Annotated in this window: 18 protein-coding genes and 1 riboswitch; of the genes, 6 read left to right on the top strand and 12 right to left on the bottom strand. The window is 64.0% G+C overall.

Annotated elements, in window-relative coordinates:
* Positions 1–66 precede the first annotated feature (66 nt).
* Complete coding sequence (gene gpmA / locus CON76_RS07395; protein ID WP_101102745.1) at positions 67–810, bottom strand: 2,3-diphosphoglycerate-dependent phosphoglycerate mutase; 744 nt, start codon at positions 808–810, stop codon at positions 67–69.
* A 66-nt stretch (positions 811–876) separates the two neighbouring features.
* On the opposite strand from gpmA, the gene CON76_RS07400 reads away from it, so the two are divergent.
* The 4 genes from CON76_RS07400 (at position 877) to CON76_RS07415 (ending at position 3,163) form a co-directional block, all read left to right on the top strand.
* Positions 877–1,287 carry a rhodanese-like domain-containing protein gene (locus CON76_RS07400; RefSeq protein WP_101102724.1) on the top strand — a complete coding sequence of 137 codons (411 nt, stop codon included), beginning with the start codon at positions 877–879 and terminating at the stop codon, positions 1,285–1,287.
* Between the two features lie 25 nt (positions 1,288–1,312).
* Positions 1,313–1,573, top strand: a complete 261-nt coding sequence (gene grxC / locus CON76_RS07405; RefSeq protein WP_101102725.1) for a glutaredoxin 3 — start codon at positions 1,313–1,315, stop codon at positions 1,571–1,573.
* 85 nt (positions 1,574–1,658) lie between these two features.
* On the top strand, positions 1,659–2,093 hold the full coding sequence (gene secB / locus CON76_RS07410; RefSeq protein WP_101102726.1) for a protein-export chaperone SecB: 435 nt from the start codon (positions 1,659–1,661) through the stop codon (positions 2,091–2,093).
* A gap of 44 nt (positions 2,094–2,137) precedes the next feature.
* Complete coding sequence (locus CON76_RS07415; protein ID WP_101102746.1) at positions 2,138–3,163, top strand: NAD(P)H-dependent glycerol-3-phosphate dehydrogenase; 1,026 nt, start codon at positions 2,138–2,140, stop codon at positions 3,161–3,163.
* 42 nt (positions 3,164–3,205) lie between these two features.
* Here CON76_RS07415 and panC read toward each other — a convergent pair whose 3' ends face one another.
* Together panC and panB are read right to left on the bottom strand one after the other, a co-directional pair.
* Positions 3,206–4,057 carry a pantoate--beta-alanine ligase gene (gene panC / locus CON76_RS07420; protein WP_101102727.1) on the bottom strand — a complete coding sequence of 284 codons (852 nt, stop codon included), beginning with the start codon at positions 4,055–4,057 and terminating at the stop codon, positions 3,206–3,208.
* Between the two features lie 11 nt (positions 4,058–4,068).
* Positions 4,069–4,953, bottom strand: coding sequence for a 3-methyl-2-oxobutanoate hydroxymethyltransferase (panB, locus tag CON76_RS07425; protein WP_101102728.1), 885 nt, complete (start codon positions 4,951–4,953; stop codon positions 4,069–4,071).
* 153 nt (positions 4,954–5,106) lie between these two features.
* On the opposite strand from panB, the gene nadC reads away from it, so the two are divergent.
* Positions 5,107–5,967 carry a carboxylating nicotinate-nucleotide diphosphorylase gene (nadC, locus tag CON76_RS07430; protein ID WP_101102729.1) on the top strand — a complete coding sequence of 287 codons (861 nt, stop codon included), beginning with the start codon at positions 5,107–5,109 and terminating at the stop codon, positions 5,965–5,967.
* A 39-nt stretch (positions 5,968–6,006) separates the two neighbouring features.
* Complete coding sequence (gene nadA / locus CON76_RS07435) at positions 6,007–7,119, top strand: quinolinate synthase NadA (RefSeq protein ID WP_101102730.1); 1,113 nt, start codon at positions 6,007–6,009, stop codon at positions 7,117–7,119.
* Positions 7,120–7,153: 34 nt separating this feature from the next.
* Here the strand turns inward: nadA and panD are convergent, their stop codons facing one another.
* The 9 genes from panD to CON76_RS07480 form a co-directional block, all read right to left on the bottom strand.
* The gene (gene panD, locus CON76_RS07440; RefSeq protein WP_101102731.1) at positions 7,154–7,558 is read right to left on the bottom strand and encodes an aspartate 1-decarboxylase; all 405 of its coding nucleotides are present in this window, start codon (positions 7,556–7,558) and stop codon (positions 7,154–7,156) included.
* 81 nt (positions 7,559–7,639) lie between these two features.
* Entirely contained in the window at positions 7,640–9,559 is a 1,920-nt protein-coding gene (thiC, locus tag CON76_RS07445) for a phosphomethylpyrimidine synthase ThiC (RefSeq protein WP_101102732.1), read from the bottom strand.
* Positions 9,560–9,606: 47 nt separating this feature from the next.
* A riboswitch (TPP riboswitch) is annotated at positions 9,607–9,711 on the bottom strand.
* Between the two features lie 43 nt (positions 9,712–9,754).
* Positions 9,755–10,372 carry a FlgO family outer membrane protein gene (locus CON76_RS07450; protein WP_101102733.1) on the bottom strand — a complete coding sequence of 206 codons (618 nt, stop codon included), beginning with the start codon at positions 10,370–10,372 and terminating at the stop codon, positions 9,755–9,757.
* Between the two features lie 4 nt (positions 10,373–10,376).
* A complete protein-coding gene (locus CON76_RS07455; protein ID WP_145995373.1) occupies positions 10,377–11,021 on the bottom strand; it encodes a FlgO family outer membrane protein in 645 nt (214 codons plus the stop codon).
* Positions 11,022–11,041: 20 nt separating this feature from the next.
* Positions 11,042–11,458 carry a hypothetical protein gene (locus CON76_RS07460; protein WP_145995374.1) on the bottom strand — a complete coding sequence of 139 codons (417 nt, stop codon included), beginning with the start codon at positions 11,456–11,458 and terminating at the stop codon, positions 11,042–11,044.
* Between the two features lie 53 nt (positions 11,459–11,511).
* Positions 11,512–11,796, bottom strand: coding sequence for a hypothetical protein (locus CON76_RS07465; RefSeq protein ID WP_145995375.1), 285 nt, complete (start codon positions 11,794–11,796; stop codon positions 11,512–11,514).
* 164 nt (positions 11,797–11,960) lie between these two features.
* Complete coding sequence (nadB, locus tag CON76_RS07470; RefSeq protein WP_101102737.1) at positions 11,961–13,574, bottom strand: L-aspartate oxidase; 1,614 nt, start codon at positions 13,572–13,574, stop codon at positions 11,961–11,963.
* A 38-nt stretch (positions 13,575–13,612) separates the two neighbouring features.
* Positions 13,613–14,431 (bottom strand): segregation and condensation protein A, encoded by an 819-nt coding sequence (locus CON76_RS07475; protein ID WP_240592801.1) that lies wholly within the window; start codon positions 14,429–14,431, stop codon positions 13,613–13,615.
* 34 nt (positions 14,432–14,465) lie between these two features.
* On the bottom strand, positions 14,466–14,678 hold the full coding sequence (locus tag CON76_RS07480; RefSeq protein WP_101102739.1) for a DUF3460 family protein: 213 nt from the start codon (positions 14,676–14,678) through the stop codon (positions 14,466–14,468).
* Positions 14,679–14,806 lie beyond the last annotated feature (128 nt).

Here is a 14,806-nt window from a genome sequence, read left to right on the forward strand (position 1 = left end):
TCCCAACCGGTGTGCGTATTGGAAACCGCCCGGGGGTGGGCGGTTCCATCTGGCCCGAAAAAAAGATCAGGCCTTGCCCTGGCTGGCCACGGCGGCGGCCGCAGCGGCGGCGGCTTCGGCATCGCCCAGGTAGTAGCGGCGGATGGGTTTCATGTGCTCATCAAACTCGTACACCAGCGGAATGCCGTTGGGGATGTTGAGGTGCACGATGTCGGCGTCGGAGATGCCGTCGAGGTGCTTGATGAGGGCACGGATGGAGTTGCCGTGTGCCGCAATCAACACGCGCTGGCCGGACTGGATGGTGGGGGCCAGGGTCTGTTCCCAGTACGGCACCACGCGGGCCACGGTGTCCTTGAGGCACTCGGTCAGCGGGATGTCGTCTTGGGCCAGGTCGGCGTAGCGGCGGTCGGCGCGCTGGCCGCGCGGGTCTTGCGGCTCCAGTGCGGGCGGCGGGGTGTCGTAGCTGCGCCGCCAGATCAGCACTTGTTCGTCGCCAAACTGTTTGGCCATGTCGATCTTGTTGAGGCCTTGCAGTGCGCCGTAGTGGCGTTCGTTCAAGCGGTAGTTTTTGACCACGGGCAGCCAGGTGCGATCCATTTCGTCCAGCACGTACCACAGGGTGTGGATGGCGCGCTTGAGCACGCTGGTGTAGCACAGATCAAAGTCCCAGCCTTCGGCCTTGAGCAGTTTGCCCGCCGACATGGCTTGCGATACGCCGGTGGGGGTCAGGTCCACGTCGGTCCAGCCGGTGAAGCGGTTTTCCAGGTTCCAAGTGGATTCGCCGTGGCGAATCAGGACGAGTTTGTACATGGCGGTGTTTGCAGCAGGGGAAAAGCCCATCATTCTAAAATAGGGCTGGTTTTGAAAGGCAAGTGAATGACGTTTTTGATGGAAAACTGGATGTTGGTGCTGCTGGCCCTGACATCGGGCGGCGGTTTGGTGTGGATCACCTTGGTGCAGGGCGGGGTGCCGGGTGGGTTGGCCCCTGTCGATGCGGTGCAGCTCATCAACCGTGAAAAGGCGGTGGTGGTGGACGTGTGCAGTGGTGCCGAATTTGCCGCTGGCCACGTGGTCGGGGCCAAGCATGTGCCGTTGGAGACGCTGGAAGCCACATTGCCCGGCTTGGTCAAGAGCAAGAAAACCCCGCTGATTCTGGTGTGTGCGTCGGGCATGCGTTCCAAGCGCGCGCTGGCGGTGGCCAAACAGTTGGGTTACGAAACCGCGCATTCGCTGGCGGGTGGCATGCGCGCTTGGCGTGCGGCGGACTTGCCCATTGAAAAAAGCTGATTCCCCGTTTTTTGGAGCAACCAAGATGGCCCACGTCAAGATTTACAGCAGCGACTACTGCCCCTACTGCCACCGTGCCAAGGCGCTGTTGCGCGAGCGCGGCGTGACGGATTGGGACGAGGTGGTGGTGGACGGCCAGCCGGCGGTGCGCGCCGCGATGGCGCAACTGGTGGGGCGCACCAGCGTGCCGCAGATTTTCATCAACGGCCAGCACGTGGGCGGTTGTGACGACCTGCACGCGCTGGACGCCAAGGGCGGCCTGGCGCCGCTGCTGGCAGCGGCCTGAGCCATAATCCGGGCGTATGTTCGGCCCGCTGCGGGAGCGATCCTGTGGCGGGCTTTGTTGTGTTTGACCGACCAGAAAGTGCCGTATGTCCGAATCTTTTGATCCCGTGTTCCAAATCCAGCGTGTGTACCTGAAAGAGGCTTCGCTGGAGCAGCCCAATTCTCCGGCCATTTTGCTGGAGCAGGAACAGCCGTCGGTGGACATTCAGTTGGGTGTGAGCGCCGAACCCGTGGCCGAGGGGGTGTTCGAAGTGTGCGTAACCGCCACCGTGCAGACCAAGATCCAGGAGCGCACCGTGTTTCTGGTGGAGGCCAAGCAGGCCGGCATCTTCGAGATCCGCAACCTGCCCGACGAGCAGGTCAATGCCGTGATGGGCATCACTTGCCCGCAGATTGTGTACCCGTACTTGCGTGGCAATGTGGCCGATTTGATCCAGCGCGCGGGCTTTCCGCCGGTGCATCTGGCCGAGATCAACTTCCAAGGTATGTACGAGCAACAGCAAGCCCAGCAAGTGCAATAAGTGCCGCTACCGCTATGTCGGTTGTGGGCAAGGGTGCTATGGCATTGAACATCATGGTGTTGGGCGCGGGCGCCTGGGGTACGGCGCTGGCCGTGGCGGCGGCGTCGCACGCGGGGGCGGGCCACCAGGTGCAACTCTGGGTGCGCAACGCGGCCCAGGCGGCGCAGATGCAGGCCACGCGCGAGAACACCCGCTACCTGCCGGGCTTGCCGTTGCCCGACGGCCTGCAGATCCTCACCGGCGTGGCGGACACGCTGCCCGCGCGTCTGGCCACGCAAGACGTGGTGGTGGTGGCCACACCGATGGCCGCTTTGCGCGAGATGTTGACCCTGCTGCGCCACAGCAAGGCCCCGGTGGCATGGCTGTGCAAGGGCTTTGAATGGCCCGATTCTGCGGTGCTGGGAGCGGTGGGCCTGCTGGGCCACGAAATCGCCGCCGAGGTGGCACCGGATCTGCCGATCGGCATTCTGAGCGGCCCCACCTTTGCGCAGGAGGTGGCGCGCGGTTTGCCCAGTGCCATCGTGGCGGCCAGCACCGATGCTACGGTGCGCGAACGGCTGGTGCAGGCGTTTCACAGCCCAACCTTGCGCGTGTACGCCAACGACGACCTGATCGGTGTGGAGGTGGGTGGTGCGGTCAAGAATGTGTTGGCGATTGCCACGGGCTTTTGCGACGGGCTGCAACTGGGCCTCAACGCGCGCGCGGCGTTGATCACGCGCGGGCTGGCCGAAATCACCCGGTTGGGGCGGGCACTGGGGGCACGGGCCGAGACCTTCATGGGCCTAAGCGGCATGGGCGATTTGGTGCTGACCGCCACCGGGGACTTGAGCCGCAACCGCAAGGTGGGCCTGCTGTTGGCACAGGGCCTGACGCAAGACGAAGCCGTGGCCTCGTTGGGTCATGTGGCCGAGGGCGTTTACAGCGCCCGCACGGTGTGGCAACGCGCCCGCGCGCTGGGGGTGGAGATGCCGATCACCGAGGCCGTGGTGGCCTTGCTCGATGGCCGACTCAAGCCACAGCAGGCGGTGGCGCTGCTGATGGCGCGCGACCCGGCGGCAGAGGTGCATTGAGCGCTGCCGCTGGCGCTGTGCGCGCCGTGCGGCGGGGCAGCGTCAGAACTCCAGGTTGTCGATCAGGCGCGTGGCACCCAGGCGTGCTGCGCCCAAAGCCACCAATTGGCCGGGCTGGAAATCGGCACCTTGCGGGGGTTGCAGGTCGTCGCGGCGGCGCACGGTCAGGTAGTCGGGTTGCCAGCCGCGTGCGGCCAGCGTTTGCGCGGCGTGTTGTTCCAGCGCGGCCAGGTTGTGTTCACCGCCCAGCACGGCGGCAATCAGGCCTTTGAGCGCCAGCGACAGTTGCACCGCTTCGGCGCGCTCCGTCTCAGACAAATAGCCGTTGCGCGAGCTCAGGGCCAGGCCGTCGGCGGCGCGTTCGGTGGCTACGCCATGCACGGTGATGGGCATAGCAAACTGGCGCACCAGTTGCCGGATCACCATCAACTGCTGGTAGTCCTTCTGGCCGAACACGGCGTGGCGCGGGCCTTTGGCTTGGCTGAATACGATTTGGAACAGTTTCATCACCACGGTGCTGACCCCGGTGAAGAAGCCGGGGCGAAAGTGCCCTTCCAGCATGTCGCCCAGCGCCGCCGGGGCGTGGACTTTGAAGGTTTGCGGCTCGGGGTAGAGTTCTTTTTCAGACGGCGCGAACACCACGTTGCAGCCTGCGGCTTCGAGCTTGGCGCAGTCGGCTTGCAGGGTGCGGGGGTAGCTGTCGAAGTCCTCGTGTGGCAGGAATTGCAGCCGGTTGACGAAGATGCTGGCCACGGTCACGTCGCCCAGGGGCTTGGCATGGCGGATCAGGGCCAGATGGCCGTCGTGCAGGTTGCCCATGGTGGGCACAAAGGCGGGGGCATCAAATTGGGCCAGAATTTGGCGCAGTTCGGCGATGGTGTGAACGACTTGCATGGGGCGGGGTCTTACCAGGCGTGCAGGGTGTTGTCGGGGAAGCTGCCGTCTTTGACGGCGGCGACGTAGGCGGCCATGGCGGCTTTGATGCTGGGCGCGTCTTGCATGAAGTTGCGCACGAACTTGGGCAGTTTGCCCAGCCCCAGGCCCAGCATGTCGTGCATCACCAGCACTTGGCCGGCGGTGCCGTGGCCCGAGCCGATGCCGATGGTGTGGCAATGGGGCAGTCGGTGTGTCAGGGTGCTGGCCAGCGTGGCGGGCACCATTTCGAGCACCAGCATGGTGGCACCGGCATCTTGCAGGGCCAACGCGTCGCGTTGCAGGCGCTGCGCGTCTGCGTCGCTGCGGCCTTGTACGCGGTAGCCGCCCAGTGCGTGGACGGTTTGCGGTGTCAACCCCAGGTGCGCGCAGACCGGGATGCCGCGTTCGACCAAAAAGGCCACGGTCTCGGTGGTCCAGCCGCCACCTTCGAGCTTGACCATGTGCGCCCCCGCGTGCATCAGGGCCGAGGCGCTGCGGATGGCTTGCTCTTTGGATTCGTGGTAACTGCCAAAGGGCAGGTCGGCCACGATCCACGCTGTGCCTTGCACCCGGCGCAGGCCACGGGCCACGCTTTCGGTGTGGTAGCACATGGTCTCCAGCGTCACGCCCACGGTGCTGGACAGGCCTTGGCACACCATGCCCAGCGAATCACCAATCAGCAGGCATTCCACGCCCGCGCTGTCGGCCACGGCGGCAAAGGTGGCATCGTAGGCGGTGAGCATGGTGATCTTGTCGCCGCGCTCGCGCATTTCGTTCAGGCGCGGCAGGCTGATGGGTTTGCGCTGGGGCAGCGGGGATGCCGCTGGCAGCGTTCCGTAGGGGGTGCCGGGGGTGTTGGCGGTAGCAGGTTGCATGGGCAGGGTGTGGCGTGTGGCCAGTGGGTGTCCGTGTGAAGTTGCGAGTCTAATCGACCGCTGGCGCCGGATGCGGGCGGCGCTTGTTGTGTAATAGCCACTGTGCGGGCCCGCCGTGGCCTGGTTGTGTAGCCTCAATGGATGTGACGACGTATGCAATCGAACGAATTTTCCCCTGAAAAGCTGGCCGTGTTGGCCCAGGCCGATGTGGCGCTGGCGCTGGCCGAGGACGTGGGTGAGGGCGACCTGACCGCCGCGCTGGTGGACCCCGCCCGCCGGGCCCGCGCCCGTGTGCTGGCGCGCGAGAGCGCCGTGGTGTGCGGTGCGCCGTGGGTGCAGGCGGCGGTGGCGGCACTCGACCCCACCGCCCAAATCACCTGGCACGTGCCCGAGGGCCAGCGTTGTGCGCCCGACCAGGTGGTGCTGGAGATTGAAGGCCACGCCCAGGCGCTGCTGACGGCCGAGCGCACGGCGCTGAACTTCTTGCAGCTGCTCAGTGCCGTGGCCACCAAGACCGCCGAGTACGTGCAGGCCGTGGCCGGTACCCGGGCCCAGATTGTGGACACCCGCAAGACCTTGCCAGGTTTGCGGCTGGCGCAAAAGTACGCCGTTACCGTGGGCGGCGGCACCAACCACCGCATGGGCTTGTACGACGCGGTGCTGATCAAGGAAAACCACATCGAGGCCGCAGGCGGCGTCACGCCCGTGCTGCAACGGGTGCAGGCCACCGCGCCCGATGCCAAGTTTGTGCAGATTGAGGTTGAAACGTTGGCGCAGCTGGAAGAAGCCCTGCAGGCCGGTGCCCAGATGGTTCTGCTGGACAACATGGACTTGCCCACCCTGCGCGAGGCGGTGCGCCTGAATGCGGGCCGCGCGATCCTGGAAAACTCGGGCGGTGTCAACTTGAACAGCGTGCGCGCGCTGGCTGAGACCGGTGTGGACCGCATCTCGATTGGTGCTTTGACCAAGGATGTGAAGGCGATCGACTACTCCATGCGCTTTGAGGCGCTGTAAGCCCGTCTGGCCCTTTTCCAACGCATTCATACCCCGACCATGACCGACACGACAGCCTCCTCCATCATTGAAGTGGATTACGAACAACCCGCCTGCACCACCCGCCACGCCTGGGCGCGGGTGCCGGTGGAACCTGGCCCCGTAGAGCGCGCGGCGCTGAAGGACAAGATCCGCCGCTTGCTCAAGGAAAAAAACGCCGTCATGGTGTCGCACTACTACGTCCACCCCGACTTGCAGGATTTGGCCGAAGAAACCGGCGGTATCGTCAGCGATTCGCTGGAAATGGCCCGCTTTGGCCGCGACCACGCCGCACAGACGTTGGTGGTGTCGGGCGTGCGCTTCATGGGCGAAACCGCCAAGATCCTGTCGCCCGAAAAAACCATCCTCATGCCCGACTTGGACGCGAATTGCTCGCTGGACTTGGGTTGTCCGGTGGACGACTTTGCCGCTTTCTGCGACCAGCACCCCGACCGTACCGTGGTGGTGTACGCCAACACCAGCGCGGCGGTCAAGGCCCGTTCCGACTGGTTGGTCACGTCCAGCTGCGCGCTGGAAATTGTGCGCGCCTTGAAGGACAAGGGCCACAAAATTTTGTGGGCGCCCGACAAGCATTTGGGCGGCTACATCCAACGCGAAACCGGGGCCGACATGCTGATGTGGCAGGGCTCGTGCATCGTGCATGACGAGTTCAAGGCCTTCGAGCTCGAGGCGCTGATCAAGGATCACCCCGACGCCAAGGTGCTGGTACACCCCGAAAGCCCCGCCGAAGTGGTGGCGCTGGCCGATGCGGTGGGCTCCACCTCCGCCATCCTCAACGCCGCCAGGACGATGGATGCGAAGGAGTTCATCGTGGCCACCGACAACGGCATGATGCACAAGCTGCGCACGCTCAACCCCGGCAAAACCTTTATTGAGGCCCCCACGGCGGGCAACAGCGCCACTTGCAAAAGCTGCGCGCATTGCCCGTGGATGGCCATGAACAGCCTGGCCGGGGTGGCGCAGGTGCTGCAAACGGGTCTGAACGAGATCCACGTCGATCCGGCGCTGATTCCGCGTGCGCGCCAGCCGATCGACCGCATGCTGGCCTTCACCGCTGCGCACAAGGCTGGCCAAGATGCTGGAGCACTGGTGCCCAACATCGGCGCGGCCTGATTTTTGTGGTGGCCCTGAAGCGCGTGGGTGCGCTTCAGCACTCGTCGGTGCTGTGGCCCGGTGCCGGTTGTGTGGGCACGTGGTGGCGCAGGCCGACTTGCTTGTTGTGCTCGTCCACAAACACCAGTTGAGGCTCGTGGGTGGCCACGTCTTTGTCGTCCACTTGTGCGAAGGACGCGATGATGAGCAAGTCCCCCACGCTGGCGCGGCGTGCGGCAGAGCCGTTGACCGAAATCATGCCAGAACCACGCTCGCCTTTGATGGCGTAAGTGATAAAGCGTTCGCCGTTGTTGATGTTCCAGATGTGGACTTGTTCGTTTTCACAGATGTTGGCGGCATCCAGCAAGTCTTCGTCAATGGCGCACGAACCTTCGTAATGCAGTTCGCATTGGGTGGTGGTGCAGCGGTGGATTTTGGATTTAAGCAGGGTACGGTACATGGAAACTTCTCCAACGGTGGGGCCGAATTGTGGCAGATGGTGCGCGATTGTAGGCACACGCACCACCTGTCAAGCCCGGGTTTATACCGTCCGATAGACTTCAGCGCCCATCTTCACGAATTCGATGGACTTGACTTCCATGCCTTTTTCCAGGGCTTCGGATTCGGCCAGGCCCTGCTTGGCGGCAAAGTCGCGCACGTCCTGCGTGATCTTCATCGAGCAGAAATGCGGGCCGCACATGGAGCAGAAATGCGCCACCTTGGCCGATTCCTTGGGCAGGGTTTCGTCGTGGAACGAGCGCGCCTTGTCGGGGTCGAGGCCGAGGTTGAACTGGTCGTCCCAGCGGAATTCAAAGCGGGCCTTGGACAGGGCGTTGTCGCGGATTTGTGCGCCGGGGTGGCCTTTGGCCAAGTCGGCGGCGTGCGCAGCCAGCTTGTAGGTGATGATGCCTTCCTTGACATCGTTCTTGTCCGGCAGGCCCAGGTGTTCCTTGGGCGTGACGTAGCACAGCATGGCGCAACCGTACCAGCCGATGGTGGCCGCACCAATGCCGCTGGTGATGTGGTCGTAGCCGGGGGCGATGTCGGTGGTCAGCGGGCCCAGGGTGTAGAACGGTGCTTCGTGGCACTGTTCCAGTTGCAGGTCCATGTTTTCTTTGATCATGTGCAGCGGCACGTGGCCGGGGCCTTCAATCATCACCTGCACGTCGTGCTTCCAGGCAATTTGCGTCAGCTCGCCCAGGGTCTTGAGTTCGCCCAGTTGCGCTTCGTCGTTCGCGTCGTAAATGGAGCCGGGACGCAGGCCATCGCCCAGGCTGAAGGCCACGTCGTAGGCCTTCATGATCTCGCAGATTTCCTCAAAGTGGGTGTAGAGGAAGTTTTCCTTGTGGTGCGCCAGACACCATTTGGCCATGATGGAGCCGCCCCGGCTGACGATGCCGGTCATGCGGTCGGCGGTCAGGGGAACGTAACGCAGCAGCACGCCCGCATGTATGGTGAAGTAGTCCACACCCTGTTCGGCTTGTTCGATCAGCGTATCTTTGAAAATTTCCCACGTCAGGTCTTCGGCTTTACCGTTGACTTTTTCCAGTGCCTGGTAGATGGGCACCGTGCCAATCGGCACCGGCGAGTTGCGGATGATCCACTCGCGGGTCTCGTGGATGTTCTTGCCGGTGGACAAATCCATGATGGTGTCGGCACCCCAACGGATGCCCCAGGTCATCTTGTCCACTTCCTCGTTGATGGACGAGCCCAGCGCGGAGTTGCCGATGTTGCCGTTGATCTTGACCAGGAAGTTGCGGCCAATGATCATCGGCTCGCTTTCCGGGTGGTTGATGTTGTTGGGGATGATGGCGCGGCCACGGGCGATTTCGTCGCGCACGAATTCGGGCGTGATTTCTGCCGGGATGCTGGCACCAAAATTCTGGCCGGGGTGCTGGCGTGTCAGCAGGCGGGCCATTTTTTCACCCAGCGGGCCGGTGGCCTTGAGCGACTCGACGTATTCGGCGCGGCGCAGGTTCTCGCGGATGGCGATGTATTCCATCTCGGGCGTGATGATGCCTTTGCGCGCGTAGTGCATCTGCGTGACGTTGGCACCGGCTTTGGCACGGCGCGGCGCGCGGTGCAGGCCCGGAAAGCGCAGTTCGTCCAGCTTGGGATCGGCGGCGCGGGCACGGCCAAATTCGCTGCTCAGGTCGGCCAGCACTTCGGTGTCGTTGCGCTCCTCAATCCACGCCTGGCGCACGGCGGGCAGGCCGCTGCGGATGTCGATCTGGGCGTTGGGGTCGGTGTAGGGGCCCGAGCAGTCGTAGACGTAGATGGGTGGGTTCTTTTCGCCACCAAAGCCGGTGGGGGTGTCGTGCTGGCTGATTTCGCGCATCGGCACTTGAAGGTCGGGGCGCGAGCCTTGCACGTAGATTTTGCGCGAGTTGGGCAGCGGTGCAATGGCGGCCGAGTCCACCTGGGCGGCGGCGGCGAGGAATTTTTCAGCGGGGGCGTTCATGGGCAGTCCTTCGGGTGTGGGGGTGCTCCGAAGGGTGCTGCGCTGGGTGTGCTGGCAGGCGCTCTTCTTACGCCGGTGTGAACCGGATCAAGTTCGCGGGTTCGGTTCAGGCCGTCTCAGTCCACACCGTGTGGACACCCCGGAGCGTTTCAGATTCTAGCGGTTCCGGCTTTGACCCCGGGGCGGGTGCTGGTTTCAGGGCAGGGTGGCGCTGGGGGCCACGATGCTGTACTGGCCGCCCTGGCAGCTGTACTGCACGTCGCGCGCCACCATCTTCTTGATCATGCCGGTGCTGCCGTGGGTCTTGCGCACAAACAGCGACAGCTTGTTGCCCTGGAAGCTGTAGGTGCCCACGACCACGTCCTGTGTGCGCAGCTCGTCGTTCTGGATGTCGTTGGGGTTGCGCGTCAGCACGGCCAGCCCGTCGCCCGAGAGGCGGAAGTATTTGCCGAAGTCGGCCTGCACGATCTGGCTGGCGCATTGCTGGCTGAGTGCGGCGCGCATCTGCTCGCCCATGTACAGGCCCACCGAGCCGGGCACGTAGGTGTCGAGGTTCTGGAAGTCGGGCACCAGCACCGAGCGGCTGAGGTCGCGCTCCTGGCAGCTGGCCACGCCGTTGCGCCCGGGTGGGCAGGTGAGCGGGCACAGCTCGCTGGCCACGCCGCGCAGCAGGTAGTTGACGTTGGTGATGCCCACCAGTTTGGGCAGTTGTTGCGGGCTGCACGTGGCCGTGGGCCCCGATGGGCTGGCGCAGCCCACCAGAGCCGCTACCAGCGGGATGCCCAGCCAACCGAGCCGGTAGCGTGTGGCCATGGGTTCAGCCTCCGATGATCTTGAAGTTGCGCACGCGCGGCTCCTCGATCAAGCCGTTGGTGAACCAGTTGGACGGGATCTGGATCTGGCCGCTGGACATCACCATGCCGGTGCTGGTGTCGATGACGCGCGCGTTGATGACGAGCTGGTCGTCGGAGTTCATGATGGTGCCGGCCACCACGTTGGTCACGCCGTAGTGCTCACGCAGGTGCTTGACGTCGCGGCTGAGCGTGAATTCGCCATTCTTGTTGATGACGAAGTTCTGCATCAGGCGCGGCTCGTACACGCGCCAGGCGCGCACTTGCAGCTCGTGCATCAGGTTCTCGGCAATCAGGCGGCCCAGCGGCGAGGTTTCGGCCAGGTTGTTCAGGTTGGTGAAGCTGCTAACCAGGAACGACATGTTGGAGTTCTTGCGGTCCAGGTTGCGCTCCAGCTGGTCGGCCAGGAAGATGATCTTGGCCGCAAACTTGCCGGGTGCCGATTGCACTTGCTGCACCGGGATGCTGCCTTCGGTGAAGCACGGAATGGCGTGGCCCTGCACGGTGTAGCACTGCGCACCGGGGGCGGGCACCATGTTTTGTGCCAGCGCCAGGCCGGGCACAGCCAGCATGGCGCTCAGGCCAAGGGCGGAAAGACGGGGGAAAGTCATGATGAGGCGTCCTGGACAGGTTAGCGGGGTCGGCAAGGCGACACATGCACCGCACCGGACATGATGTGATGGCGGTATTCGACCTTGTTGTTGTCGCAGTTCAGTTCACGGCTACGGTGCGATACGGGGTAGGTGTCGCAACCGTTGCCACACCAGGCGTCGCGCGTGATTTCGTACGTGTATTGGGTGCAGCCACCGTTGGCGCACGGGTGGGCCACCACCATTTGGGTGGTGACGGGCACCACCACAGGCTGCGGCGCCACCGCAGTGGCGACCTGTTGCACGGGTTGGACGTGTTGTGCTGGCGCGCAGGCCACACCGCTGACGCAGTGTGCGTGCCCACCCGGCCCCGCTGCTACCATTTGTTGTGCTTGCAGTGCGGTACCCCACAAGCCCAGCACTACCGCGCTGGCCAATCCCAAAAGCGTTTTTTTCATGTTGTAACCTCGTTTTGCTCAGGCGGGCACCGGCAGCGGTGCCCGGGTATGGGTCAGCGGCAACCCCACTGCACGCAGCCGCTGCTCACCACCGGCACCAGCGGTTGCGCCACCACCATGGGCATCACCGGCACGGTGACCACGTGCTGCACCACGGGGGCCACCACCACCTGCGGCACCACCACTTGGTAGGCCACCGGGGCCGCCACCACGGCAGGCGCATAGCAAGTACCACAATGGCCGTGGCCGTGCGCATGGCCTACCACCACTTGGGCGTGGGCGGCGGTCACGCCCAACAGGCCGACACCCACCAAAAGACTGGACAACAGTTGTCGCATAGTATTTTTCCTTGAAAGCGATGCCCGATATGGGCACCTTTTCAGTGCTTCGGCTTTTTGGCGGTCATCTTGAGGGTTACTTTTGCTTTCAATTTGACCTTGATCTTGACTTTTACTTTTACTTTTACTTTTACTTTTACTTTTACTTTTGGTATATGATATTTTTATTGAGGCGTTAAAACTGTGGGCGCGGCCTCGGGCAGCAGGTGGGGGTAGTCGCGGCTGAAGTGCAGGCCCCGGCTTTCTTTGCGGCTTTGCGCCGAGCGCACGATGAGTTCGGCCACTTGTACCAGGTTGCGCAGCTCCAGCAGGTCGCGCGTGACGTGGAAGCTCTTGTAGAACTCCTGGATCTCGCTTTGCAGCAGCGCAATGCGGTGGGCGGCGCGCTCCAGCCGCTTGTCGGTGCGTACGATGCCGACGTAATCCCACATGAAGCGGCGCAGCTCGTCCCAGTTGTGCGAGATGACGATTTGTTCGTCGGCATCAATGACGCGGCTGTCGTCCCACGGGCGGATGGCGGGGATGCTGGCGTTGGGTTGTGCGGCGATGTCGGCCACGGCGGCGCGGGCAAACACCATGCACTCCAACAGTGAGTTGCTGGCCAGCCGGTTGGCCCCATGCAGGCCGGTGCAGCTGGCCTCGCCCACCACGTACAGGCCGGGCAGGTCGGTGTGGGCGTTGAGGTCGGTGACGACACCGCCGCAGGTGTAGTGCGCGGCGGGCACCACGGGGATGGGCTCGCGGGTGATGTCGATGCCCAGTTCGGCACAGCGGGCCAGGATGTTGGGAAAATGTTCGTGCAGGAATTCGGGCGGCTGGTGCGAGATGTCGAGGTACACGCATTCGATGCCGTGTTTTTTCATCTCGAAGTCGATGGCGCGCGCCACCACGTCGCGCGGGGCCAGTTCGGCACGCGGGTCGTGGTCGGGCATGAAGCGGTGGCCGCCCAGGTGCGCGGGCAGCTTGAGCAGGCCGCCTTCGCCGCGCACGGCTTCGCTGATGAGGAAACTCTTGGCATCGGGGTGGTACAGGCAGGTGGGGTGGAACTGGATGAATTCCATGTTGGCCACCCGGCAGCCAGCGCGCCAGGCGGCGGCAATGCCGTCGCCGGTGGCGGTATCGGGGTTGGAGGTGTAGAGGTACACCTTGCCCGCGCCGCCGGTACACAGCACGGTGTGCGGCGCCACAAAGGCTTCCACCTGGTCGGTGGCCACGTTCAGGGCGTAGGCGCCCAGGCAGTGGCGCGGGGTGGTGTTGTCCGCTTCCAGGGTGTGCTTGTCGCTCAAGATCAGATCGACCAGGCTGTGGGTCTCGAACACGTGTACGTTGGGTGCCAGGCGCACGCGGTCGATCAGGGTGTGCTGCACGGCCGCACCGGTGGCATCGGCGGCGTGCACGATGCGGCGGTGGCTGTGGCCACCTTCGCGCGTGAGGTGCAGATCGCCCTGTTCCAGCGAGAACGGTGTGCCCAAGGCTTGCAGCCAGGCGATGGCGGCGGGTGCGCCTTCCACGGTGGCACGGGTGGCGGCGGGGTCGCACAGGTCGGCCCCGGCAATGTAGGTGTCCTTGATGTGGGCTTCGAAGCTGTCGTCGTCGGCCAGCACGGCGGCAATGCCACCCTGGGCCCAGCCGCTGGAGCCGTCTTCGATGGAGCGTTTGGTCAGGATGGCCACTTGCAGGTGGCCAGGCAGCAGCAGCGCGGTGCTCAGGCCCGCAAGGCCGCTGCCCACAATCACAACGTCAAAACGGCGGGTCGGGGCACTGGAAGTGGCGCTCATGGTGGGTGTGGGAGGTGGTGGGTGAAAAAGAAAGCGGCTCAGACCGGGGTGTAGGCCAGCCGCAGGTAAATGGGGGCAAACGCTTCGGCCTGCGTCAGCTCGACCAGCGTTTCCTTGGCCAGCTCCAGCGTGGCAATGAAGGTGACGACCAGCACCGGCACGCCTTGGCTGGGGTCGAACAGGTCGGTGAATTCGACGAAGCGCCGACCTTGCAGGCGGCGCAGCACCAGGCTCATGTGTTCGCGCACCGACAGCGCCTCGCGGCTGATGGTGTGGTGCTGCACCAGCCGGGCACGGCGCAGCATGTCTTGCCAAGCGGCTTGCAGGTCGGGCACCGACACGTCGGGCCAGCGCACGGCTTGGGTGCGGTCCACGTGGGCTTGGGCGGGCCAAAAGTCGCGCCCTTGCTGTGGCCAGTCGTGCAGCCGCTGGGCTGCGAGTTTGATTTGTTCGTATTCCAGCAGGCGGCGCACCAGTTCTGCACGCGGGTCTTGGGCCTCGGTGTCGTCGGCCTTGGGCGGTGCGGGCAGCAGCATGCGCGATTTGATTTCGATCAACATGGCGGCCATCAGCAGGTATTCGGCGGCCAATTCCAGATGATGGGTGCGTATTTCATCGACATACGCCAAGTATTGCCGTGTCAGTGCGGCCATGGGGATGTCGAGAATGTTGAAATTTTGTTTGCGGATCAGGTACAACAGCAGATCCAGCGGGCCTTCAAACGCGTCCAAAAACACCCGCAGCGCGTCGGGCGGGATGTAGAGGTCGTGCGGGATGGTGTGCAGGGGCTCGCCATACAGCCGGGCCAAGGCGACGGCATCCGCCGCCTCCAGCACTTGGGAGGACACAAGGGGCAAGGTGGCGTGTCCGATCAGCCGTGTGCGCTGGCGCTCAGTGCGGGTCGGCGTTGGTCTGGTACACGTAGGGCTTTTGCGCCACGCGGGCCTTGAGGCCCTGGGCGTGCTGTTCCCAGTCGATGTGCTTGTCCCACAGCAGCGCGCGGCCCTGGCGCTGTTGCGCGTCCAGCCCGGGGTGCTCGGTCTTGAGGCTGTTGATGAAGTCCGTGGCGTCGGAGGTGTAGTGGGGGCGGGCGAAGAAGCTCATGCGCGCAATTTTAGCCCGGATATTTCACCGCAATCCGTAGAAACGAGGACGGCATTGCCCTTGAAATGCCCGAACATCGAGGTATCGAATCTGGATGAGAGGACGGGCAATGCCGAAACCAAACTGTA

Origin of the sequence: Macromonas bipunctata (assembly GCF_002837135.1) — a bacterium.
GTDB classification, from domain to species: Bacteria; Pseudomonadota; Gammaproteobacteria; order Burkholderiales; family Burkholderiaceae_C; genus Macromonas_A; species Macromonas_A bipunctata.

Coding starts and splice junctions, on each gene's coding strand:
- CON76_RS07450 (WP_101102733.1), bottom strand. CDS start 10,372: ATGGCCACACGCTACCGGCTCGGTTGGCTGGGCATCCCGCTGGTAGCG.
- gpmA (WP_101102745.1), bottom strand. CDS start 810: ATGTACAAACTCGTCCTGATTCGCCACGGCGAATCCACTTGGAACCTG.
- nadB (WP_101102737.1), bottom strand. CDS start 13,574: ATGAGCGCCACTTCCAGTGCCCCGACCCGCCGTTTTGACGTTGTGATT.
- grxC (WP_101102725.1), top strand. CDS start 1,313: ATGGCCCACGTCAAGATTTACAGCAGCGACTACTGCCCCTACTGCCAC.
- CON76_RS07460 (WP_145995374.1), bottom strand. CDS start 11,458: ATGAAAAAAACGCTTTTGGGATTGGCCAGCGCGGTAGTGCTGGGCTTG.
- CON76_RS07480 (WP_101102739.1), bottom strand. CDS start 14,678: ATGAGCTTCTTCGCCCGCCCCCACTACACCTCCGACGCCACGGACTTC.
- nadC (WP_101102729.1), top strand. CDS start 5,107: ATGCAATCGAACGAATTTTCCCCTGAAAAGCTGGCCGTGTTGGCCCAG.
- nadA (WP_101102730.1), top strand. CDS start 6,007: ATGACCGACACGACAGCCTCCTCCATCATTGAAGTGGATTACGAACAA.
- panB (WP_101102728.1), bottom strand. CDS start 4,953: ATGCAACCTGCTACCGCCAACACCCCCGGCACCCCCTACGGAACGCTG.
- panC (WP_101102727.1), bottom strand. CDS start 4,057: ATGCAAGTCGTTCACACCATCGCCGAACTGCGCCAAATTCTGGCCCAA.
- panD (WP_101102731.1), bottom strand. CDS start 7,558: ATGTACCGTACCCTGCTTAAATCCAAAATCCACCGCTGCACCACCACC.
- CON76_RS07465 (WP_145995375.1), bottom strand. CDS start 11,796: ATGCGACAACTGTTGTCCAGTCTTTTGGTGGGTGTCGGCCTGTTGGGC.
- thiC (WP_101102732.1), bottom strand. CDS start 9,559: ATGAACGCCCCCGCTGAAAAATTCCTCGCCGCCGCCGCCCAGGTGGAC.
- CON76_RS07455 (WP_145995373.1), bottom strand. CDS start 11,021: ATGACTTTCCCCCGTCTTTCCGCCCTTGGCCTGAGCGCCATGCTGGCT.
- CON76_RS07400 (WP_101102724.1), top strand. CDS start 877: ATGACGTTTTTGATGGAAAACTGGATGTTGGTGCTGCTGGCCCTGACA.
- secB (WP_101102726.1), top strand. CDS start 1,659: ATGTCCGAATCTTTTGATCCCGTGTTCCAAATCCAGCGTGTGTACCTG.